Source organism: Enterovibrio sp. FF113 (genome assembly GCF_041439165.1).
GTDB lineage: Bacteria > Pseudomonadota > Gammaproteobacteria > Enterobacterales > Vibrionaceae > Enterovibrio > Enterovibrio norvegicus_A.
The window spans coordinates 80535-104803 of record NZ_JBGONO010000016.1; the positions used below are offsets into that span (position 1 = coordinate 80535).

The window sequence follows — 24269 nt, forward strand, 5'->3', positions numbered from 1 at the left end:
AGGTATTGTTTTTATTGATATCAACAATTGGCATATCCCCTGCAGTATCTGTACAGGCTCTCAATGTGAGGAAAAAGATATGTCACTACTACGCGCAATTACCCCAACTTGGTTAGTACAGCTAAGTAAAAGCGTCTCAAGTACCAAAGAGACCCGTCGAGAACATTACCGCTCACAGATCAACAGTCTTCGCTCTTTATTGTGGATGCTGCACGAACACAATACACGCTATGTTCGCTGCCCTCAGTCGCCACAAGCATCTAAAGCAAGAGATGAGATACGCGAGTTTTGTGAAGAGTTGCAAACGTCTTGCAACAATCCTCAGCGTCCTCTTTTTCGCGTTTTGAGTGCTAGGATGGAGCAGGCTCTTTCGTCACTGCCCAGCCAGTCAAAGGCAGGTTGGTATGCGATACATCACCGCACTTCTGACCACCTTATTTATATCATCGATGAAATTGCTCGTTCATACATTGCAGAGAGCAAACATGATGCAATGTATGAAGAGTATCAGGCATTTTGGCAAACATGGATTGATACCAAAGAGTCTCAGCTGCGCTTTGAGCAAGCCACGATGCGCTTGATTGAAGGTAAAACCGCGGCATGGCAATCTGTCAGCTTACAAAGTCGAATTCTGCAAAAGCGCCTGTATCAACTGTCGCTGATATCCAGCGCTGAAGCGTCGCTTGCTTTTGACCGTATCGACAGCCGTTTTGACTCGGTGATTGGTTCTGAAAATGGGGATATTCCAGCGTCTTCTTTGGTCAAAATCTCCCAGGATCTTAGTGTTGTATTGCTCCACCTTTTTGATCGTGAACTCACGATACGCACCGACGATGCCTTGGTAGAAAAGATGCACGAAGCGAAGAACACAATGCATACATTACCAAGCCCACGCCAAACTGCGTAATTCTCACTATCCTTTGGCGGCGACGACTGAATCAACAGAAACAAAAAAAGGCCAGCAATGCTGGCCTTTAAATTCTTTAACAAAAGTCCCGCTAAGATGTACGACGGAACTGCATCACTAATCGCTTCTGATCACCCAGCGCATCAAACAAATTTTGCGCTTCCACCACAGATTCTCGAGCAATATTAATGGTTTCCTGGGACAGCTCTGAGACCGACTGAATGTTACCATTCATTTCGTTAGACACAGCAGCCTGTTCTTGCACCGCAGTCGCGATTTGATGGTTTCGGTCGTTAATGTCTGTGACTAGCTCTTGTGAACGACGAAGTACATCCCCCGCTTGCTCTGCGCTAGCGACACAATCTTCTGACAAGGTTGTTCCTCGTTCCATCGCATCAACAGCCAGTTGCGTACCGTTTTGGATTTTCGAGATAACATCTTGGATCTCTGATGTCGATTCTTGCGTACGCTGAGCCAGTGCCCGCACTTCATCAGCAACCACCGCAAAGCCCCGACCTTGCTCACCGGCACGTGCCGCTTCGATCGCAGCGTTCAATGCCAACAAGTTGGTCTGTTCTGCAATTCCTTGAATCACGTCCGACACAGCACCAATTCGCTTGCCGTGCTCTTCAAGTTCAGAAATAACACTGGATGCAGAACTAAGCTGCTTCGCAAGATTCTGAATCGCGTCGACAGTTTTACCAACGGTTTCCATACCCGCTAACGTCGCATCTTGGGCTTCGGTCGCTGCATCAGAGGCACTTTGCGTGTTACCCGACATGTCATTTGCAGTCGCTGACATTTCATTGATTGCCGCGGCTATTTGATCGGTCTCAGCATTTTGTCTATCAAGGTTATCCGCCGTCCTTTGACCATTGCCTTTCGCTGTATTCGCAGCATCAAGAACCTGATCACTACCGTCCATGATTCGACCGACCACAGCATTCAATTCAGCTGCACGCATTTTTAATGCGAGCTCTATTTCTGACACATCATCAATCGCCCCATTATAGATATACTCCATCAATGGGTTGTCATAGGCTTCTCTCGCTAGCTTGGTAACGCTTTCCAACCGACGAGTCAGCATGAAAACAGCCACCATCGAAAAGACCAATTGCACGGCAACTGACGCGGCGAAACCAGCAAAGAAACCCGCAGCCCCCGCTAAAATAGCCCCAGGAACAAACCACATGGCGGCTCGCTGCCAAAGGCGAGTACGTGGCATTTTCAATGCCGATGGTGTCTTACCGGCTAGGAGAAGTGGGTAAACTTTTTCTGCGCGATCAACAGCTATTCGATCAGGTACCATACGCACAGACTGGAATTCCACAATCTGGCCATTTTGTTTGATGGGGGAAGCAAACGCGTTGACCCAATAGTGATCACCATTTTGGGAACGGTTTTTCACCATGCCCATCCACGACTGACCATTTTTTATGAAGTCCCACATGTTCTGGAATGCTGCTGGGGGCATTGATGGATGGCGAACCATATTATGGGGTTGCCCAATCAACTCTTCTTGAGTATATCCAGCGACTTCGCAGAACTCTTTACTTACATATTTAATGATACCGCGCGTGTCGGTGGTAGAGAGCAGGTTGTAATCAGCAGGAAAGCGTATTTCCTTGTCTGTTACCGGATTGTTGACTCGCATACAACGCTACCTTTTTTGTGAGTGATACATATCTCTAATAAGTAATATTAGTCCAATAATTTGGAATGAAATGAGAAGGTTGCGCCTAATTGATGACTTACGTCGTCGTTGAAGTGATAGTGTTTATTTTTCAATCATTTAAAAAATTCCATGTCAGGGAAATTTGTTTACATCAATTCCATAGAACATGTGATTGCATGGGAAAATAAGGAAACAGTGCCCAAGCCAAAAGACATTTTATTGAATAGCAAAATGGAGATATAAAAAAACCGGCAATGATATGCCGGCCTTCTAAATAGCTATATTAATCAGCCAATCTGAGTCAAACCACCCATATATGGGCGCAGCACTTCTGGTACTTCAATTCGACCATCTTCTAACTGATAATTCTCTAGAATCGCAACCATGGTGCGACCAACCGCCAAACCTGAACCATTCAACGTATGAAGCAGTTCTGGCTTCTTCTCTGCTTTGCGACGGAAACGCGCTTGCATGCGGCGAGCTTGGAAGTCAGTCATGTTTGAACATGATGAAATCTCGCGATACGTGTTTTGAGCAGGAACCCAGACTTCTAAGTCATATGTTTTCGCAGCACCAAAGCCCATATCACCTGTACACAGGATCACTTTACGATAAGGCAAGTTCAGAAGCTGAAGAACTTTCTCAGCATGACCCGTTAGTTCTTCCAGTGCCGCCATTGAATCTTCTGGCTTCACGATTTGAACCAACTCAACTTTGTCAAATTGGTGCATGCGGATCAAACCGCGTGTATCACGACCATAAGAGCCCGCTTCAGAACGGAAACACGGTGTATGTGCTGTCATTCGAATTGGCAAATCTGCTTCGTCAACAATCGTATCGCGTACCATGTTAGTCAGCGGCACTTCAGCAGTTGGGATCAGCGACATGCCAACGCCTTCTTCTGTCGCTGGCTGAGTATGGAACAGGTCTTCACCAAACTTAGGTAGCTGGCCCGTACCGAACAAGCTATCTGCATTTACCAAATACGGCACATACATTTCTGTGTAGCCGTGCTCAGTAGTATGAAGATCAAGCATGAATTGTGCGATGGCACGGTGCAAACGTGCCATCTGTCCTTTCATGACGATGAAGCGAGAACCTGACAGTTTCACGGCACTTGCGAAATCAAGGCCACCAGACATTTCGCCCAGATCAACGTGATCTTTCACTTCAAAATCGTAAGTTTTAGGTTCGCCCCAAACAGAAATTTCAACGTTTTCAGACTCATCTTTACCAACAGGCACAGCATCATCTGCAACGTTTGGTACCATTTGTACAATCGTATTCAGTTCATTTTGAAGCTCAGACAATTCCGCTTTTGCTTTGTTTAGCTCATCGCCTAAGTTTTCAACTTCCGCCAGCAAAGGCTGGATATCTTCGCCTTTCGCCTTCGCCTGACCAATGGACTTAGAACGCGAATTACGCTCAGCCTGCAGCTCTTCAGTGCGAACTTGTAGCGATTTACGCTTTTCTTCTAAGTCGCGAAGTGTGTCAACGTCAAGCTTAAAGCCACGACGCGCTAGCTTTTCAGCGGTTGCGTCCAACTCGGTACGAAGTAGTTTAGAATCCAGCATGTTAATCCTGTGAATCGTTATCTAACAGTGCCTGAAAAATTTAACGCTGCCACGCACTACTATGACAACGCCAATATGAAAGGTGCTTAGCCCACTATTTGATGATATTACCATTGAAAATAGAGGGTATTAATTGGCTTAAACAATACCCAAAATACCCTCTTTTTCCTAGCGTTTTTGCGGGCTATTTACATCTAACTGGTCAAGAAATGCCAACTTCTCAGCGATTTTAATTTCAAGGCCACGATTTACGGGTTGGTAGTATCGCGTACCTTTCATTTCTTGAGGGAAATAGCTCTCACCAGCCGCGTAAGCATTTGGCTCATCATGGGCGTAGCGGTACCCTTCACCGTAACCCAAGTCTTTCATTAAATTCGTGGGGGCATTACGCAGATGGTTGGGTACTTCATAGTCTGGGTGCATTTTGGCATCTGACAGGGCTTGTTTCCAGGCCGTGTATACCGCATTGCTTTTCGGAGCGCAGGCCAAATAAACCGTCGCTTGTGCAATGGCTCGCTCGCCTTCCGACGGACCCACGCGCGTGAAACAATCCCACGCACTGATGGCAATTTGCATCGCTCTTGGGTCGGCATTCCCTATGTCTTCCGAGGCTATCGCTAGCAAACGTCTTGCCACGTATAGAGGATCACCACCTGCAGTAATAATTCGCGCATACCAATACAATGCAGCGTCAGGATCAGAGCCTCGGACAGATTTATGAAACGCCGAAATCAAGTCGTACCAAAGATCGCCTTTGTTATCGAACCTTGCAACTTTTTCACCTGCCACTTCTGCCAACAGCTCTAGCGTGATGAGCTTGTCGCCTTTGTCATCCGCTTCTGCCATATCAGACAACATTTCAAGGTAGTTGAGCGTCATCCGCGCATCACCCGAGGTAAAGTTGGCCAACTGTTCTTTAACATCTGACGGAAAACTCAATTTTTCATTGCCCAAGCCACGGGTTTTGTCCGTCAGGGCTTGTTCAATGACTTCAAGAATATCTTCTTTGTCGAGCGACTTGAGTTTGTAAACCCGTGCACGCGAAAGCAGTGCATTATTCAGTTCAAACGAAGGGTTTTCCGTTGTTGCACCAATAAAGGTGACGGTGCCATCTTCTATATGTGGCAGAAATGCATCTTGCTGGCTTTTGTTAAAGCGATGCACCTCATCAACAAACAGTATGGTCCTGCGCCCAACCAGCTTGCTTTCTTTGGCCTTATCAATCGCAATACGTATGTCTTTAACCCCAGAGGTCACAGCCGAAACACGCTCGATTTCAGCATCGGCATAACCCGCAGCGACTTCCGCTAACGTGGTTTTCCCGGTGCCTGGCGGTCCCCATAAAATCATGGAATGCAGTTGACCGCTTTCGAGTGCGCGACGCAACGGTTTACCTTCGCTTAAAAGGTGTTTTTGGCCAATGTATTCGGAAAGGTTGGTCGGCCGCATACGGGCAGCGAGGGGGCGAAAATCGTCCGCAAATTCCAGACTGAAATTACTCACAAACAGGACTCTCGGTTAGGGGTTGCAAGGTGTTAACTTAGCATGGCTAAGGCAAACACCTCACTCAATAATAAAAATGCGATTGAGTGCAAAAGGCGCTAAGAGGACCAGCGCCTGTCGAGATTATTGACGTTGATCGTCCAGCTCTACGCCTTCAGGAACAGTAAAGCTGAAAAGTGAAGCACTTGGCGACACATTCTTGATATTTTCAAGCTCAAAACGACTGGTTTGGCCATCTTGTTCTACAACAGCAAACTCTGTGATACGCCCATCGGTGCGCACATCGACGATAAACTCACCCAGATTACTGGCTTGCTTTGGCGACAAAACGAAAGTATCTCCGTCTTGCTTCACGTTGTAATTGTTCCAGTCTTTCGGGTCATTACGCGTTAGCAGAACAAACGGTGTTTGCGACGTTGCATCTTCCAACCACATGGCAGTGACTTGCTCAATAAACGGGCTGTAGTACCACAAGGTTTTACCGTCTGAAACAAGGATGTTTTCATCCGGTCGCACCGTTTCCCAGTTGAACAAGTTAGGACGTTTCATGGCAAGTTTGCCTTCGCCTTCACTGATCAGCTCTCCTTCAGGGCTCGTCACTCTCTGCTCGAAGCTAGCCGTAAAGTTGTTTAATTTACCTAAGCGAGTGTTTAATTCTTGCTGGGGTGTTGCAAATACTGCTGGCGCTACCAGCAGTAAGGACATCAACATCTTTCTCATTCTATTTTTCCAATCAATCTCTTGGCGGTGGTGGCGGAGCCAACACCTCTCGATTTGAATTATGGCCTGGTGCGCTGACAATGCCCTGCACTTCCAGTTGTTCTACGATTCGCGCAGCACGGTTGTAACCAATTTTAAAGCGACGCTGTACGCCAGAGACTGACGCACGGCGAGATTCAGTCACAAATTCAACCACCTGATCGAACAGTTGATCCAACTCTTCACCACCTTCGGCAGCTTCGCCCGGTAACAAGCCTTCTGAGCCTTGGTCACCATTGGTAATGTCGGTAATGTATTGCGGTTTACCCCGTGCTTTCCAGTTACTCACAACACGGTGAACTTCATCATCATTGACGAAAGCACCATGGACACGTGCTGGATGGTTCGAGCCGTTTGGCATAAAGAGCATGTCACCCATACCCAGCAATGATTCAGCGCCACCTTGGTCAAGAATGGTGCGTGAGTCAGTTTTGGTTGATACCGTAAAGGCCACACGTGTTGGAATATTGGCTTTGATAAGACCCGTGATCACATCCACTGACGGGCGCTGCGTAGCCAACACAAGGTGAATACCTGCGGCACGCGCTTTTTGCGCCAGACGAGCAATTAGCTCTTCGACCTTCTTGCCCACAACCATCATCAGATCAGCGAACTCATCGACAATCACAACGATATAAGGCAGTTTTTCCAGTGAAGGCGCCGTCTCGTCCATGCTGTCACCCGGACTCCACAGTGGATCGGGAATAGGATGATTGGCATCAGCAGCTTCTTTCACTTTTTCGTTGAAGCCACCGATGTTTCTCACACCGAGCATAGACATGAGTTTGTAGCGGCGTTCCATCTCGGCCACACACCAACGCAACGCGTTGCCCGCGTCTTTCATGTCAGTAACCACTTCGGTTAGCAGATGCGGGATACCTTCATAGACGGACAATTCGAGCATTTTCGGGTCAATCATGATGAAGCGAACATCTTCTGGGCCCGCTTTGTACAACATGCTGACGATCATGACATTCACACCGACCGATTTACCTGAACCTGTGGTACCTGCCACCAGCATGTGAGGCGCTTTGGCAAGATCAGTCACAATCGCTTCGCCTGCAATATCTTTACCCAATACCACAGAAAGCGGTGATTTCGACGATTGGAAGCGCTCGCTCGCCACCACATCTGACATAAACACAGTTTCACGACTGGTGTTCGGTAACTCTAGACCGATATAGGGTTTGCCTGGGATCACATCGACTACACGCACGGCGCTCGTCGAAAGAGAGCGGGCGATGTCTTTTGATAGTCCCATGATGCGGCTGACTTTGACGCCTGGTGCAAGTTCTAATTCGAAACGTGTGATAACTGGGCCTGGGAATATACCCATCACGGTCACTTTAATCTTGTACTCTTCCAATCGCGTTTCGATAAGACGCGCTTGGTACTGAAGTTCTTCGTCTGTTGCCCGTGTCGCGGTGTTACGCGGCGGGTCCAACAAATCAAGGGTTGGCAGAGGTTCTTTAGGTCTGGGTACGTTCGGCTCATCTTTGACCAAGAATGGGTGTAACGCACCAGCGGCATTCTTCTGAGCTTCACGGATAGTCTGCTGGAATGGGTCTTCATCATCAGGGATCACGGACATGGCTTGTGCCCTATCTAGTTCTGATAGACCATCTGTGTTGCCAATAGCGACGTCAGGACGAGACTCGTCGTTAAGTTCGACAACATCGACATTCATCGACGTTCCTTCCGCTGTCTCGGCTTCAATAGCACTCTCACCAAGATCAACAGGCGGTGTTTCAACTATCGATTCAGAAGGCGTAGGTGCATCCATCATCAAGGCATCGACGTCACCGCTAGGCTGAACAGATGTCTCCACGTCATCATTGCTGATGTCGTCATGACTAACTTCAACGTCAGCGTTATTATCAACAACGCTTTCAAAGACCGGAGCTGGTGACGGGGCAATCACAACCTCAGGGCTGGATTCCATCGTCATGCTTGGTTCTTTACGTTCGACAATCACTGGTGCTGGTGAATGGATTACTGGCATGCCACTGCGCGCACTTGAATCAACCGGTTCATTCACACGTTGGACTTTGCTCAGCGCTGCAATGTCTACCAGCTCACGCTGGTCGCCATCTCTCGTTGGATCAGCAAACAGTGGATCAGACACGTCGACATTTGTTGTATCTATCGTGGCACCCAATGTTTGAGGTTTATCACCGCGAATACGATTCACAACCCATGTGATAGAAGAGAGGGTTTTCTCCCCCAGCGTATCGACGATGGTTAACCATGATATACCTGTAAACAAGGTAAAACCGGCCGCCCACAGAAACATCAATATCAGTGTGGAACCTAGTAGGTTAAACAACGGCAAAGAGAGTGCCGTCAGTACATCACCCACAACGCCACCGGAAGAAAAATACCAGAAGTCATCGAAATTCAGATCTGCCAACGCGGTACTCGTTAATAGAAGCAGAGCAACACCCAAGATTTTGGTGGCCAAGATGGTGTAGTTCAGTGGCTCCGATTCGCCACGACGACGAAATACAACCCAACCACCAAGAAGAAGCAAGAATGGCATGGGATACGCCAACGTACCCAGCGCAAAGAAAAACGTGTCTGCAACCCATGCGCCTGTACTGCCTGCTGCGTTTTGCACCGGTCCATCCCAAGCGGTCTGTGACCATGAAGGATCGGAGGAGTCGTAACTAAGAAGGGACACTAACATGAACACAGCAGACAAGAGCGCGAGAATAAGTGCGCTTTCTTTTAAACGTTGTTTCCCGTTTAAACGACGTGAGGTGTCTGTCTGTTTCTGCTCCTGACGCAAGAAGAACTCCATTATCACCTATCTTTCTAAATTTAAGCCCCAAAATGGACGCGATGGCTTTGTAATTATTCATTATTTGCCGAAGACACGAAGGAAGAAATAGCCTTATTTCCTCTTTCAACGCCCTTTACTTGCAAAAGTGTACACCAAACAAAAAAACAAACCGAGCAGCAAGCTACTCGGTTTATCGAATATAACACTAATGTCAGCCCTCTTTGTTTGAGGGATGTGAGCTTTTTAACGCGTTTTGATGACCAAATGGTTAGTTTGCTTCACTTCTTCCATGACGACATACGTACGAGTGTCGTTCACACCTGGCAGACGAAGTAACGTCTCACCCAAAAGTTTACGATACGCCGACATGTCCGATACGCGGGTTTTAAGCAAATAGTCGAAATCGCCCGATACCAAATGACACTCCTGGATATCTTCGAGCTGCTGAACGGCCTTGTTAAACTGTTCGAACACATCCGGTGCACCACGGTTAAGTGTGATTTCTACAAATACCAACAGTGATGCATCGAGGAACTGAGGGTTCAACAACGCAGTGTAACCACTGATATAACCTTGTCTTTCTAGGCGACGAACGCGCTCAAGACAGGGTGTTGGCGACAGTCCTACTCGCTTAGACAGTTCAACGTTTGATACGCGACCATCTTTTTGAAGCTCATTAAGGATATTTCTGTCAATGCGATCCAATTCCTTGGAGGGTTTCTTTTTGGCGTCAACCATTTTTTATTCCACCTTCTTACGTCCTTGCAATGTAAAATGCCATTTTCATTAACATAACTTATATTTTTAGCATCAAATCTGGCTTTCCGCGAACTATACTAGCTCTAAATACAATAATACTACAAAACAACAGCTAATAACTCTATAAAGAAGCGAGGAATCAGGATGATCATTGGTGTACCTAAAGAGATTAAGAACCACGAGTATCGAGTCGGCATGGTTCCTGCCAGCGTACGCGAGCTTGTTTCCCGTGGCCACGCTGTGTACGTCCAGTCACAGGCAGGCATGGGCATTGGCTTTAGCGATGACGATTACATCAATGCTGGTGCTTCTATTCTTCCAAGCGCAGAAGAAGTGTTTGCCACTGCTGAAATGATTGTCAAAGTTAAAGAGCCGCAGGCCGTTGAACGAGCCTTACTTCGCGAAGGGCAAATTTTGTTTACCTATTTGCACCTTGCACCAGATTTTCCACAGACACAAGACCTTATCAAGAGCAAAGCTGTCTGTATAGCCTATGAAACCGTAACAGATTCTAAAGGTCGACTACCACTTTTGGCGCCGATGTCAGAAGTCGCTGGTCGCATGTCGATTCAGGCAGGTGCACAGGCACTAGAAAAATCTCGTGGTGGCGCAGGAATGCTTCTAGGCGGCGTACCAGGCGTAGAACCCGCGAAAATTGTGGTCTTGGGTGGTGGCGTTGTTGGCTCCAATGCAGCGCGTATGGCAGTGGGTATGCGCGCTGATGTTTCCATCTTAGATCGCAACATTGATACGCTAAGATCATTAGATGAAGAGTTTCAGGGACGCGCGAAAGTACTCTATTCCACAGAAGAAATTCTTGAAAAACACGTTCTCGCCGCAGATTTGGTCATCGGAGCAGTGCTAATTCCCGGTGCAGCAGCACCAAAATTGGTGACGGCCGATCACATCGCAAGAATGAAACCGGGCTCTGCCGTTGTCGACGTTGCGATTGACCAAGGTGGTTGTTTCGAGACTTCGCATGCAACAACCCACGCTGATCCGACATATATCGTGGACGATGTCGTTCATTATTGCGTAGCAAACATGCCAGGAGCCGTAGCACGAACTTCTACCTTTGCATTGAATAACGCTACCTTGCCCTACATTGTGAAACTGGCAAATATGGGGTATCGAGATGCACTGCTTAGTGATGAAGGTCTGCTGAAAGGTCTAAATGTGATTAACGGCAACGTCACCATCAAAGAAGTTGCAGAAGCCTTTGATCTCGATTACCTCGATCCAAGAGTTGCGCTCGCATAATCTTCAAGTAATAACAGATAACACAATTCCATGAAGGGCACCGCAAGGTGCTCTTTCTTTAGCAACACATTTTCCCTACAATCTCTCTCATTACATAACACTCAATCCATCCGGAGAAATAATGAGCAACGTAAAGCATTCAAGCCTTCTTATCTTAGGTTCAGGTCCTGCAGGTTACACCGCTGCAGTCTATGCTGCGCGCGCTAACCTTACGCCAGTCATGGTGACAGGGATGCAACAGGGCGGTCAGCTAACGACCACCACAGAGGTCGAGAACTGGCCAGGGGATGCTGAAGGGTTAACTGGTCCCGCTCTGATGGAGCGCATGAAAGAGCATGCGGAAAAATTTGATACCGAAATCATTTTCGATCACATCAATGAAACCGATCTGACTCAGCGTCCTTTTCGCCTAAAAGGCGACAGTGCCGAATACACCTGTGATGCACTCATCATTGCAACCGGCGCTTCTGCTCAATACTTGGGTATGGAGTCTGAGGAAAAATTCAAAGGTCGCGGCGTTTCAGCGTGCGCAACGTGTGATGGCTTCTTTTATCGCAATCAAAAAGTCGCGGTCATCGGTGGTGGTAACACGGCAGTTGAAGAAGCACTGTACTTGTCTAATATTGCTTCTGAAGTACACCTTATTCACCGTCGTGACACTTTCCGTGCCGAAAAGATCTTGGTTAGTCGCCTGATGGATAAAGTCGAGAACGGTAACATTACTCTTCACACCGATCGTGTCCTTGACGAAGTCTTGGGTGACGACATGGGCGTGACTGGCGTTCGAATCAAAGAAACCCAATCTGACGTAACGCAAGATCTGGAAGTCATGGGCTTGTTCGTGGCCATTGGCCATAAACCAAATACCAGCATCTTTGAAGGCCAACTGGACATGCACAATGGTTACATCAAAGTGCAATCAGGCCTTGAAGGCAACGCGACTCAAACCAGCGTTGACGGTGTTTTTGCGGCGGGTGACGTCATGGATCACATCTATCGCCAAGCCATCACCTCTGCAGGTACAGGTTGCATGGCTGCACTGGATGCAGAACGCTTCCTTGATGCGTTAGAAAGCAATAAGTAATTCGCGTTTCTAGGCCCATTTATGGGCCTATATTTTTGCCAATTTAGCCTTCCTTTACTCCAAGGCAACCATTGAGATTGCATCACTGAAGTCATGCTCAAGTGCCGTGGAATAATAAAACCAAGAAGTACTATGGATAAAAAGAAACAACGCTCGCTTGTCCAGTGGCTCAAAGGGCAAAGTAAGCTTGGCAAAACCTGGCTCATCGCAGCGATTGGCTTGGCATTTCTGTCTGGTCTTTTTTTGATCGCCCAAGCCGCATTACTTGCCAATATTCTTCACGAACTCATCATAGAGAAAACCGACAAATCCGATATTTGGCTTTCTTTCGTCGGATTGGCGATCATTGTTTGTCTTCGTGCAGTTTGCAGTTGGGGTAAAGAACAAGCCGGCTATCGCGCAGGGGAAGCCGTGCGTCTTCACGTTCGTCATCTTATTCTTGATAAGCTCCAGACACTGGGACCTGCAACTATCCAAGGTAAACCTGCCGGTTCTTGGGCAAGCTTGGTGCTAGAGCAAGTCGAAGATATGCAAGATTTCTTTGCGCGTTATTTACCGCAAATGGCAATCGCAGGTCTCATACCTTTTGTCATCCTGCTCGTCGTCTTCCCCCTTAACTGGGCCGCTGGGCTTATCTTCATGCTTACAGCGCCATTAGTGCCGTTTTTCATGGCACTGGTTGGTATGGGAGCTGCTGACGCAAACCGACGCAACTTTAAGGCACTACAACGCCTTTCTGGCCACTTTTATGATCGTCTACGAGGTCTCGCTACCATCAGACTATTTGATCAGGCTGAAGCTGAAAGTAACTATCTCAAGGTCGCCTCTGAAGATTTTCGCAAACGCACAATGGAAGTATTGCGCTTGGCGTTTCTCTCATCAGCAGTACTAGAGTTCTTTACATCACTGTCCATTGCTATCACGGCTGTTTACTTTGGTTTTAGTTACATTGGCGAGCTGAATTTCGGTCACTATGGCTTAGGCATTTCACTGTTTGTTGGTGTTTTCGTTCTGGTTCTCGCCCCTGAGTTTTACCAGCCTTTGCGCGATCTCGGTACGTATTACCACGCGAAAGCGCAAGCGATTGGTGCAGCAGAATCTATTGTTAATTTCCTCGATGCCGAGCCAGAGCATCAAGCATCAGGTACAGCAAAAATCCCCGCAAATATCGTGGCAATCAAAGCAACAGATCTTGAAGTACTCAGTCCTGATGGCGTGATATTGGCCGGCCCGCTTAGCTTTGACATCAAAGCTGGCGAGCGCGTGGCTTTAGTTGGCCAAAGCGGAGCCGGTAAAACCAGCCTTATTAACGCCCTACTTGGCTTTTTGCCTTATCGTGGTAGCCTGAAAATCAACGGTATAGAACTTAATCAGGCTGATTTAGCGCATTGGCGTAAACAAGTCAGCTGGGTTGGTCAAAACCCTCAACTTTTCCATGGCAGTATCAAGGACAATATCTGTCTTCCTGCACCATTGGCGACCGATGATCAGATCCAACGTGCAACAAAAGCCGCCTATGCTGATGAGTTCATTCAACACCTTGACCAAGGCTACTTGCACCACGTGGGCGATCGCGCAAGTGGTTTGTCCGTCGGCCAAGCGCAACGTATTGCGGTGGCACGTGCGCTGCTACAAAATGGTCAGTTCTGGTTATTAGATGAACCGACAGCGAGTCTTGATGCGTCGAGCGAGCGATTAGTGATGGACAGTCTGAACAAAGCCACGAAAGACACCACCACATTGCTCGTGAGCCATCGTATCGATCAGCTTGGTACCACAGATAACATTTTGGTGATGAGCAAAGGTAAGTTGGTACAACAAGGCCCATTTGAAGCGCTTAAACACGAAGGTACATTTGCTGAAATGATCCAAGCGGTTGACCGGAGTGACCTTGATGCGTGATCTCATTCCTTTTCTTAAACTCTACAAAAAGCATTGGTTTGGTTTGCTGTTAGGCATGCTACTTTCGTTTGCGACCCTGGCCTCTGCGATCAGTCTACTCACTCTGTCCGGTTGGTTTATTGCCGCGTCGGCGGTAGCGGGACTTGCGGCGGCGAGCAATTTTAATTACATGTTACCCGCTGCGGGTGTTCGTGGTTTTTCGATTGCACGTACTGCTGGGCGATGGGGCGAACGCGTTGTCAGCCACAACGCCACATTCAAACTGCTCGCAGATCTTCGTATTTTCTTCTTCGACAAACTCACACCGCTGATCCCTGGCAAAATGGGTAATTTACGTGATGCCGATATTCTCAATCGATTGGTTGCCGATGTGGATGCGATGGACCATGTCTATCTTCGCCTTATCAGCCCATTGTTTGTCGGCGTGCTCGGCATATTTTGTGTTAGCGGCTTCCTATATTGGTTCGATCCAAAACTGGGACTCACGCTCGGTGTGATTCTTCTGTCGCTCATGTTAATACTGCCCGTGGTGTTTTACCGTCTTGGTGCCCCACATGGGGAAGAAATTACACGTGCAAAGTCTGATCTTCGAATTTCACTCGTTGATTGGCTCCAAGGGCACGCTGAACTGCAAATCTTTGGTGCAGCAGATAGGTTCCGCGAACGCGCGCATGATGCTGAAAAGCGGCTACTTGGCGCGCAACGTCAAATGGCAGGCGTGACGGGTTTAGCGAATGGGATATTGCTCGCCGCAAATGGATTAACCTTGGTGTTGATGCTTTGGATAGCTGCTGATGGTGTAGGCGGGAACTTCCCGAACCCGATGGTGGCGATGGTGGCGTTTACGACGATGGCAAGCTTTGAGTTGATGATGCCCGTTGCCGGCGCATTCCAGTATTTAAGCCAAACAATGACCTCTGCTAAACGATTGAACGAGATCATCGAAGCAACGCCTGAAACTCAATTCGACCCAATGGGTTACAACAATACGGCTAAGGGGCAAATTGAGTTCCAAGACGTAAGCTATTCTTACCATTGCGCAGATAAGCCTGCGGTTGATTCCGTATCGCTTACCATCAAAGTCGGTGAGAAAGTGGCGCTGCTTGGTCGCACCGGGTGTGGTAAGTCAACCCTGCTGCAGCTCCTCACACGCTCTTGGGACCCCTCACAAGGAACGGTTAGCATAGATGGTCAACCTCTAACTGCGTGGCGTGAGTCGGCGCTTAGAGCGTCCATCGCTGTTGTTAGCCAACGTGTCGACATCTTTAATGGTGCATTGCGTAACAACCTCTCTATGGCAAAGCCAACTGCAACAGACGAAGAATTGATCTCAGTGATTGAGCAAGTCGGACTTTCCGATCTTTTGGATGGTCCAGGCTTGGACGTTTGGCTTGGCGACGGAGGTCGACAATTATCAGGGGGAGAACGCCGCCGCTTAGGGATTGCGCGTGCACTATTGCGCGATGCGCCTATCTTGCTGCTGGACGAGCCAACCGAAGGGCTTGATGTCAAAACCGAGCAGCAGATTCTGTCTTTGCTTCTTGAGCATGCAAAAGGCAAAACGGTTCTGTTTATCACCCATCGCTTAGTTGGCCTCAAAGACATGGACACTGTGTGTTTAATGGATGAAGGCCGAATTATTGAGCAAGGTGACCATCAAAGCTTGAAGGCTGCCGGTGGGCGTTACACTAACCTGCTTCAACGTATTCAGTAATCGGCATGAGTTTGTATAATTAAGGGAGCCTCGGCTCCCTTTTTTGCAACCGGGAACAGGAACCCATACTAGCTATGACCATATATTTACCGCCACTGGATGACAACGACCCAGAGCTATTTCCGCCTGTGAGCAGCGCGTTGGATGATCCTGATGGACTTCTTGCCATTGGTGGTGATCTGTCACCACAACGCCTTAGGGCGGCTTATGAGCATGGAATCTTTCCATGGTTTGGCAATGAAGAACCTTATCTTTGGTGGTCACCGTCTGAGCGGGCAGTCATCGACCCGACAACGTTCGTCCCTAGCAAAAGCCTGAGGAAGTTTGCACGTAAGCAAGGCTTTCGTGTTTCGATCAATCATCGATTTGACGACGTTATCGAGCAATGCGCGCTGATCCGTGGAGCCCATCAAGTTTGGATCACGCACGAAATGCGCGAAGCCTACAAAAAACTGCATCGACTTGGTGGTGCACACAGTGTCGAAGTTTGGCAAGGTGACACATTGGTAGGCGGCTTATACGGTGTGGGAATAGGAGGACTGTTTTGCGGAGAATCTATGTTCTCCCTACAAACCAACGCATCTAAAACAGCACTTTGGCGTTTCTGCGAACACTTCAAGCAACATGGCGGCCGATTGATCGACTGCCAAATGATGACTGAGCACCTCGCCTCTTTAGGCGCACAACCTCTGCCACGTGCTGATTTCATCCAACGACTTAACCAGCTGAAACATCGCATTACTGATGCCACGCTTTTTCAGTCTCAGTGGATCAGTGGTGATCTCAATGGACAATAACACCATGGTGAAACGATCGTTTCGTGTTGGAGTCATGGCGCCGTCGTCGTGTTCCTATCTGCCGGACAGGCAAGAGTCCATCGCGGTTGTGCTAGATCCCGAACTTCACAACATGGATGGCTACAATGCCCTCATTCAGTCTGGCTTTCGCCGCAGTGGCAGCAACATCTATCGTCCTCACTGCGGTGAATGCAGTGCATGCCATTCACTGCGCGTAGACACGTTTGGTTTCACACCGTCCAAAAGCCAGAAACGTCAAATTAACCAGCTCTCTCGCCTTGATGTTCGACTTCAAGACACGTTAGATGATGAATGGTTCTCATTGTACGAACGCTACATCAACAAGCGTCATCAGCAGGGCTCTATGTATCCTGCAAACAAACATGATTTTCTTTCTTTTGTGCAAAGTGACTGGCAAGACTCAAAATTCCTTCACCTTTTTGACCAAGGGAAATTAATAGCGATTGCCGTCACGGATGTTCTGGAGCAGGGATACAGCGCTATCTACAGCTTTTTTGACCCAGACCACCCTTGGTCACTTGGCTCACTGTGCGTGTTAGCACAAATAAAAGTGGCCATAGAAAACAAAACGCCTTGGCTTTATTTAGGTTTTCAAATAGATGAATGCGATGCAATGCGTTATAAACAAAAATTCAAACCCCATCAGCGTTTTGTCGCGGGACAATGGCAACAAACTCCCTAGGGTTTAAAGTAAACATCACCCCAACGTCAATCGGCCAGAATGCCCACTTTGGCTTTCACATAATGAAGTATTTAGCCCAAACCGCAACCGATAGCCGATTTTTACTGGTCAGCCAGAGAGCAAAAGAGTAAAATTTCGGCCTTGAACTTTACAGACTTAACGAATCAAGGCATTATCTGCCAGTCAAAAATTGGCTGATTGATAGCCTAAGAGGATTAAATGGCAAAAGAAGACGTAATTGAATTGCAAGGTACCGTACTGGACACCCTGCCAAACACCATGTTTCGCGTAGAACTAGAGAACGGCCACGTAGTAACTGCTCACATCTCTGGTAAGATGCGCAAAAACTACATCCGTATCCTTACCGGTGACAAAGTTACCGTTGAAATGACGCCTTACGATCTGTCGAAGGGACGCATTATCTTCCGCGCGCGCTAATCATCACGTCTCGCGAACACGAAAAACCCGGCTTTCAGGCCGGGTTTTGTCATATTTATAATCTGTAAATCTACCTAGTTGTATCAGGCAGGTTCCATCTCATCGCTGAAGCTAAATGTCAGTGCATCGCTTTTCACGTCCACTTTCACCGTGCCACCATTGACCAGACACCCAAACAACAACTCGTTGGCCAGATTTTTCTTAACGTGTTCTTGCATCACACGAGCCATTGGACGTGCGCCCATTGACTTGTCATAGCCCTTCTCTGCTAACCAGAATTTCGCTTTGTCGGTGACTTCCAAAGACACGCCGCGAACATCCAGCTGAGCTTGCAGTTCGACCACAAATTTATCAACCACTTGAAGAATGACTTCTTTATCAAGATGATTGAACCAGATGATGTTATCGAGACGGTTACGGAACTCTGGTGAGAACATTTTCTTGATCTCAGCCATAGCATCAAGGCTATGATCTTGCTGAATCAGACCAATCGATTTACGAACCGTTTCGGTTACGCCCGCATTCGTCGTCATCACAAGGATGACATTTCGGAAATCTGCTTTTCGGCCATTGTTGTCCGTCAGCGTACCGTTATCCATCACCTGCAAAAGCAAGTTAAACACATCAGGGTGCGCTTTCTCGATTTCATCAAGCAGCACAACACTGTGAGGGTGTTTGATCACAGCATCGGTCAATAAACCGCCTTGATCGTAGCCAACATAGCCAGGAGGCGCACCAATCAAACGACTGACAGTATGACGCTCCATGTACTCAGACATATCAAAACGCTGAAGCTCAATGCCCATAGCGCGAGCCAGTTGCACCGTCACTTCGGTTTTACCTACCCCTGTCGGGCCCGCAAACAAAAATGAACCTACTGGTTTGTTTTCTGCACCCAGACCGGCTCTGCTTAGCTTAATCGCTTCACACAGCGCACCAATGGCATCGTCTTGCCCAAACACCAGCATTTTCAATTTATGCTCAAGCGATTGAAGCACTTCGCGATCCGATGAAGAAATAGACTTCTCAGGGATACGCGCCATTCTGGCGATCATGGATTCAATATCACCCACGCCTACCGTCTTCTTACGCTTGTTTGCAGGCGCCAAACGGCAGCGAGCTCCCGCTTCATCAATCACATCAATGGCTTTATCCGGCAAATGACGGTCATTAATGTATTTCGCTGATAGCTCAACTGCAGCGCGAATCGCTTTGTTGGTATATCTCACTTCGTGGTGAGCTTCGTATTTCGATTTCAGACCCATCAAAATTTTAGTGGTGTCATCAATCGAAGGCTCAATCACATCAATCTTTTGGAAGCGACGCGCAAGTGCTCGCTCTTTTTCAAAAATACTGCTGTATTCCTGATAAGTGGTCGAACCGATGCAACGAAGTTTGCCGCTAGAAAGCAGTGGCTTAATTAGGTTAGCGGCGTCTACCTGACCACCTGACGCTGCGCCAGCACCAATGATGGTATGAATTTCATCAATAAATAGTACCGCATGCTCTTCTTTTTCAAGCTGCTTCAAAATGCCTTTGAAACGCTTTTCGAAGTCGCCACGGTATTTAGTACCCGCCAACAAAGAGCCTATATCGAGCGAGTAAATGACGCAGTTTTGAATAATCTCCGGCACTTGGCCTTCAACAATCCGCCATGCTAGCCCCTCAGCAATCGCCGTCTTACCGACGCCAGCTTCACCGACGAGTAGCGGGTTGTTTTTACGGCGACGACAAAGTACTTGAATTGTTCGCTCAAGTTCTTTGTCTCGACCAATCAAAGGATCAATACCACCCACACGGGCAAGTTGGTTTAGATTTGTCGCGAAATTTTCAAGACGCTCTTCTCCACCCTCAACAGGCGCTTCTTCTGATGACAAATCAGCACCAGGCAATTCATCATCACTGCTAGAAGATTTTGTCGTGCCATGGGAAATGTAGTTAACAACATCGAGTCGGCTAATATCGTTTTTCTTCAGCAAATAGGCCGCATGGGACTCTTGTTCACTAAAGATAGCCACCAGCACATTAGCGCCACTCACTTCGCTGCGACCTGAAGATTGAACATGAAAGACAGCACGCTGAAGCACGCGCTGGAAACTCAGGGTTGGCTGAGTCTCGCGATTGTCGTCATCGACAGGGATGAGCGGTGTTGTTTGTTCAATAAATGCTTCTAGCTCTTTACGCAAAGCATCAAGGTCAGCGCGGCACGCAAGCAAAGCTTCGCGAGCAGCCACATTTTCCAGAAGCGCCAATAGCAAATGTTCCACTGTCATAAACTCATGACGTTTTTCACGTGCTCTAGCAAAAGCCCCGTTCAGGCTTGCTTCGAGTTCTTTATTTAGCATAAGGCACCTCCCTCAAATACCACATTATGGCGTGCCGGAGAAAACCAAGTTCTCCTTCTTAGGCTTTCTCCATTGTGCACAACAATGGGTGTTGATGTTCTTTTGCGTACATCATTACCTGGGCGACTTTCATCTCGGCAACTTCCGCACTGTAAACGCCACAAACAGCCTTTCCTTCGTAATGAACTGCTAACATCACTTGCGTTGCTTTCTCTATGTCCATGGTGAAAAAACGCTGCAAAATCTCTACAACAAACTCCATGGGGGTGTAATCATCATTATTCAACATCACTTTATATAAGGATGGCGGCTTTACTTTAGTTTCTTCCGCTTCTTTTACATCAGAATCCGGAACTATCCATTCGTACTTTTTGCTCATAACTGCTTACAATCTTTAAGGTAGCTCAAGTGTTCTTTACAAAACAAGGTTTTATACGTCAGGTTTGTAGATTGAGATATCAAACACAAGATTTGCTACCACTACTTAAAACGTAATCCACAGATTGTATTCCAGCAACCATAACAATGCCATGTTGCTCGAACCCTCTCACTGAAATTCACCTTGTCTCACCCAATATGAAGCGACACCACTCGCATTGCAAATTTTGCAATTCGTATGTAAGCCACGGCAGCACTACAAAGTGAACCACCTAGCATGTCAAAAATTCCATACAAAAACACATTACATCTCAATGCCTCAAAAATGACAAAATGTCTCGAGGAATATAAAGTTAATTTTCGTAATTAATGTTTCAGCATGAATTATTCACCCTAGGAATATATCTGAACTGGTGTATTTAGTCATTAAGCCACTAAAGCACACTCCCAAGTTTAAATTCATATTTTTCATAACATTATCAATACACCCCAAGAGCATAGATGTCGTCATGGTAGTGTTTTCAACTGATGGGTTTGTAAATTATACTCCTAGATCAAAGTATTACATGTAACACATGGTCGTATTAATGAAACAAATTCTACCAAAATGATACTCATATCATCCTTCCGTCACATCACTGGTTATTTTTATTAAAATGTTGTTATATAGACGTTCAGACGCTTGACTGTCTAAATCTTTCTACTAGAGTGGGAATTGAAGTAAAAACATACAGCATCAATTACGATTGAGTAACATGATTGCAAATGTTGGTTTTACTCATAGTTATGCAATTTGAATGCAAGAGGGATGTTTCGCATGGCAACTGGTACGGTTAAATGGTTTAACAATGCTAAAGGGTTTGGTTTTATCTGCCCTGATGAGGGTGATGGTGATATCTTCGCGCACTACTCAACAATCCAGATGGATGGATATCGCACTTTGAAAGCTGGTCAAACAGTGAACTATGAAGTGCAAGAGGGCCCCAAAGGCTATCACGCAAGTGAAATTGTTCCAGTAGAAAACGAAGCCCTAAAATAAAATAGTGTTGCTACAATCTTTTTGCTGCCCGAAGGTCGACATTTAAAGAGCGAACTCAAGTTCGCTCTTTTTACTTTCAAAGCCCCCTAAAACGACGCTCTCGCCATTAATCGCTCATCACCCACATCTATACCCAATATTCCCACGCTGCAGGCCTAGCGCTTCATATGAGTCTGCATATCCCAGCGTAACCTTCAATCTAGTCTTCAACGTCAGTCTGTTTACAAGAGATATTATTGCTTTCCTGTTTTGTTGATGATTTTCAACGCATATAAATCATGATGTTTTAGGGCAGCGACACGCGTTCACGCACCTATTTAAAAGCCAACAAATACTTGTTGAACACACAATCTTTAGTTGGCAAGTACACAGAGACAAAAAAACCCAGCCGAGGCTGGGTTTGTTCAATCAAAACGCTCACTCAATAAATGAATGATGGATTACATTTGATCGACCATGTCTTGTGCGAACTCAGAACACTTACGCAGTGTTGCACCGTCCATCAGACGCTCAAAGTCATAAGTCACAGTCTTGTTGCTGATCGCTTTTTCCATTGAACTGATGATGAGGTCAGCCGCTTCTGTCCAACCCATGTGGCGAAGCATCATTTCTGCAGAAAGGATCAAAGAACCAGGGTTTACTTTGTCCTGGCCTGCATACTTAGGAGCCGTACCGTGCGTTGCTTCGAACAATGCAATGCCGTCACCGATGTTTGCACCAGGTGCAATACCGATACCACCAACTTGAGCAGCCAATGCATCAGAGATGTAATCGCCGTTTAGGTTCATGGTTGCAATGACATCATACTCTGCAGGGCGCAGAAGGATTTGCTGTAGGAACGCATCAGCAATGACATCTTTAATGATAATTTCTTTGCCAGTGTTTGGGTTTTTCAGCGTCATCCATGGACCACCGTCCAACAACTCTGCACCAAACTCTTCTTTTGCTACTTCATAGCCCCAATCTTTGAAGGCACCTTCGGTGAACTTCATGATGTTGCCTTTGTGAACTAGCGTCATTGAATCACGATCGTTGTCAATCGTGTATTGAATCGCCGCGCGAACCAAACGCTTAGTGCCTTGCTCAGAAACAGGCTTGATACCGATACCACATTCTTCGTCAAAACGGATTTTCGTTGCACCCATTTCTTCTTTCAGGAATTTGATAACTTTATCGGCTTCTGCAGTACCTGCTTTAAACTCAACACCTGCGTAGATGTCTTCTGAGTTCTCACGGTAAATAACCATGTCAGTCAGTTCAGGTTGCTTCACTGGACTTGGTACACCAGAGAAGTAACGAACTGGACGAACACAAATGTACAGATCAAGCTCTTGGCGCAGTGCCACGTTCAAAGAACGAATGCCGCCGCCTACTGGCGTAGTCAGAGGGCCTTTGATTGATACTTTGTATTCACGCACAAAATCCAGTGTTTCAGTAGGCAACCACTGGTCTTCACCGTACACCTGCGTTGATTTCTCACCGGTGTAGATTTCCATCCAGGAGATCTTACGGTCACCGCCGTAAGCTTTTTCTACTGCCGCATCAACAACTTTGATCATTGCAGGGCTAACATCAATACCAATACCGTCACCCTCGATGTAAGGGATGATTGGATTGTTAGGAACGACTAATTTGCCGTTTTCAACTGCAATTTTCTCACCTGCTGGTACGACTACTTTGCTTTCCATTTAATTCTCCTAGCGTCCATTTTCTATTTAGCGCTTACCAAACAGAACAATTTGCCGTCGTGCTGCGATTTTCCCAACAGGCTGAGATTGAGCTAACAGTCTGATGTAGCACGTCAGGTAATTGTTCTGTTTGGTATAACATGCGAGCAAAAGAATACTGTAAATCATGCAACACGCCAATCACATTATTCCATGTATAATACCAAGGTCTCATTTGTTACCAGACCTGATTGACAGTACTTCATGACGTTTAAAACTACATCGAAAAGAAGCGTGAATAAGCCCGCTTCAAACCCTGATTTCCGACGCACTTCACGTCGTCGGTCCGATAAACCTGCAAGGCCAAAAGGGCCAACAAAGGTCATCATATTCAATAAACCTTTCAACACCCTGACACAATTCACCGGCGAGCCTAGTGATTCGACGTTGGCAGACTATATTTCTGTCAAAGATGTGTATGCAGCCGGCCGCTTGGACAAAGACAGCGAAGGGCTACTTGTGCTTACTAATGACGGCATTTTGCAAGCACGTCTTACTCAGCCAAAATCCAAGTCACCCAAAGTCTACTGGGTACAAGTTGAAGGCATTCCTTCAAATGAAGCAATAACACAGCTTCGTGAAGGCGTGGAACTCAATGACGGTTGGACGTTGCCAGCAGGTGTTGAAGTGATGGAAGAGCCTGAATTGTGGCCTCGAAACCCGCCCATTCGTCACCGCCCTTCCGTGCCAACCACTTGGCTTGCTATCACGTTAGAAGAAGGACGAAACCGTCAGGTTCGTCGAATGACCGCAGCCATTGGACATCCGACGTTACGTTTGGTGCGTTATCAAATGGCAGGATGGACCGTTGAAGGTCTGCAACCTGGTGAATGGCGAGAAGTTTCACCGCCTTCGCGTGAGTGAAACTGTGACTAACATCCCATCTGTAACCGCGTAAAGGATTCTGGTAAACTCTGCCACCG

At 47.0% G+C, this 24269-nt stretch carries 19 protein-coding genes; 10 read left to right on the plus strand and 9 right to left on the minus strand.

The genetic code is table 11. From position 1 onward, the window contains the following. The first annotated feature begins 79 nt into the window (after positions 1–79). Positions 80–907: a hypothetical protein gene (locus ACED36_RS14060; protein ID WP_017004822.1), complete on the plus strand. Its 828-nt coding sequence runs from the start codon at positions 80–82 to the stop codon at positions 905–907. Between the two features lie 91 nt (positions 908–998). Here ACED36_RS14060 and ACED36_RS14065 read toward each other — a convergent pair whose 3' ends face one another. The 6 genes from ACED36_RS14065 to lrp all read right to left on the minus strand — a co-directional run bounded on the left by ACED36_RS14065 (position 999) and on the right by lrp (position 9938). Further along, positions 999–2561, minus strand: a complete 1563-nt coding sequence (locus ACED36_RS14065; protein WP_016961529.1) for a PAS domain-containing methyl-accepting chemotaxis protein — start codon at positions 2559–2561, stop codon at positions 999–1001. A 308-nt stretch (positions 2562–2869) separates the two neighbouring features. After that, entirely contained in the window at positions 2870–4156 is a 1287-nt protein-coding gene (gene serS, locus ACED36_RS14070) for a serine--tRNA ligase (RefSeq protein ID WP_016961528.1), read from the minus strand. Positions 4157–4324: 168 nt separating this feature from the next. Beyond that, the gene (locus ACED36_RS14075; protein WP_026024053.1) at positions 4325–5659 is read right to left on the minus strand and encodes a replication-associated recombination protein A; all 1335 of its coding nucleotides are present in this window, start codon (positions 5657–5659) and stop codon (positions 4325–4327) included. Positions 5660–5782: 123 nt separating this feature from the next. Then, on the minus strand, positions 5783–6379 hold the full coding sequence (gene lolA, locus ACED36_RS14080; protein WP_026024052.1) for an outer membrane lipoprotein chaperone LolA: 597 nt from the start codon (positions 6377–6379) through the stop codon (positions 5783–5785). Between the two features lie 13 nt (positions 6380–6392). Beyond that, complete coding sequence (locus ACED36_RS14085) at positions 6393–9218, minus strand: DNA translocase FtsK (protein WP_016961525.1); 2826 nt, start codon at positions 9216–9218, stop codon at positions 6393–6395. Between the two features lie 225 nt (positions 9219–9443). Then, the gene (gene lrp / locus ACED36_RS14090; RefSeq protein ID WP_016961524.1) at positions 9444–9938 is read right to left on the minus strand and encodes a leucine-responsive transcriptional regulator Lrp; all 495 of its coding nucleotides are present in this window, start codon (positions 9936–9938) and stop codon (positions 9444–9446) included. A 165-nt stretch (positions 9939–10103) separates the two neighbouring features. On the opposite strand from lrp, the gene ald reads away from it, so the two are divergent. The 7 genes from ald to infA all read left to right on the plus strand — a co-directional run bounded on the left by ald (position 10104) and on the right by infA (position 17857). Further along, positions 10104–11219, plus strand: a complete 1116-nt coding sequence (gene ald / locus ACED36_RS14095; RefSeq protein WP_017007040.1) for an alanine dehydrogenase — start codon at positions 10104–10106, stop codon at positions 11217–11219. 121 nt (positions 11220–11340) lie between these two features. Further along, on the plus strand, positions 11341–12303 hold the full coding sequence (trxB, locus tag ACED36_RS14100; protein ID WP_016961522.1) for a thioredoxin-disulfide reductase: 963 nt from the start codon (positions 11341–11343) through the stop codon (positions 12301–12303). Between the two features lie 132 nt (positions 12304–12435). Continuing rightward, positions 12436–14205 (plus strand): cysteine/glutathione ABC transporter permease/ATP-binding protein CydD, encoded by a 1770-nt coding sequence (gene cydD / locus ACED36_RS14105; protein WP_017007038.1) that lies wholly within the window; start codon positions 12436–12438, stop codon positions 14203–14205. Then, the gene (gene cydC / locus ACED36_RS14110) at positions 14198–15919 is read left to right on the plus strand and encodes a cysteine/glutathione ABC transporter ATP-binding protein/permease CydC (protein WP_016961520.1); all 1722 of its coding nucleotides are present in this window, start codon (positions 14198–14200) and stop codon (positions 15917–15919) included. The genes cydD and cydC overlap by 8 nt, the downstream gene beginning before the upstream one ends. A 74-nt stretch (positions 15920–15993) precedes the next feature. Beyond that, positions 15994–16716 carry a leucyl/phenylalanyl-tRNA--protein transferase gene (gene aat, locus ACED36_RS14115; RefSeq protein ID WP_016961519.1) on the plus strand — a complete coding sequence of 241 codons (723 nt, stop codon included), beginning with the start codon at positions 15994–15996 and terminating at the stop codon, positions 16714–16716. After that, positions 16706–17419, plus strand: coding sequence for an arginyltransferase (locus tag ACED36_RS14120; RefSeq protein WP_016961518.1), 714 nt, complete (start codon positions 16706–16708; stop codon positions 17417–17419). The genes aat and ACED36_RS14120 overlap by 11 nt, the downstream gene beginning before the upstream one ends. Positions 17420–17638: 219 nt before the next feature. Further along, a complete protein-coding gene (gene infA, locus ACED36_RS14125) occupies positions 17639–17857 on the plus strand; it encodes a translation initiation factor IF-1 (RefSeq protein WP_016961517.1) in 219 nt (72 codons plus the stop codon). 83 nt (positions 17858–17940) lie between these two features. Here infA and clpA read toward each other — a convergent pair whose 3' ends face one another. After that, complete coding sequence (gene clpA / locus ACED36_RS14130) at positions 17941–20202, minus strand: ATP-dependent Clp protease ATP-binding subunit ClpA (protein WP_371733441.1); 2262 nt, start codon at positions 20200–20202, stop codon at positions 17941–17943. 58 nt (positions 20203–20260) lie between these two features. Further along, on the minus strand, positions 20261–20581 hold the full coding sequence (clpS, locus tag ACED36_RS14135) for an ATP-dependent Clp protease adapter ClpS (protein WP_016961515.1): 321 nt from the start codon (positions 20579–20581) through the stop codon (positions 20261–20263). 816 nt (positions 20582–21397) lie between these two features. On the opposite strand from clpS, the gene cspD reads away from it, so the two are divergent. After that, complete coding sequence (cspD, locus tag ACED36_RS14140; protein WP_016961514.1) at positions 21398–21619, plus strand: cold shock domain-containing protein CspD; 222 nt, start codon at positions 21398–21400, stop codon at positions 21617–21619. Between the two features lie 440 nt (positions 21620–22059). On the opposite strand, the gene icd is transcribed toward cspD, so the two are convergent. Continuing rightward, a complete protein-coding gene (gene icd, locus ACED36_RS14145; protein ID WP_016961513.1) occupies positions 22060–23307 on the minus strand; it encodes an NADP-dependent isocitrate dehydrogenase in 1248 nt (415 codons plus the stop codon). Between the two features lie 243 nt (positions 23308–23550). Between icd and ACED36_RS14150 the strand changes: the two genes are divergently transcribed. After that, the gene (locus ACED36_RS14150; RefSeq protein ID WP_016961512.1) at positions 23551–24210 is read left to right on the plus strand and encodes a pseudouridine synthase; all 660 of its coding nucleotides are present in this window, start codon (positions 23551–23553) and stop codon (positions 24208–24210) included. Positions 24211–24269 lie beyond the last annotated feature (59 nt).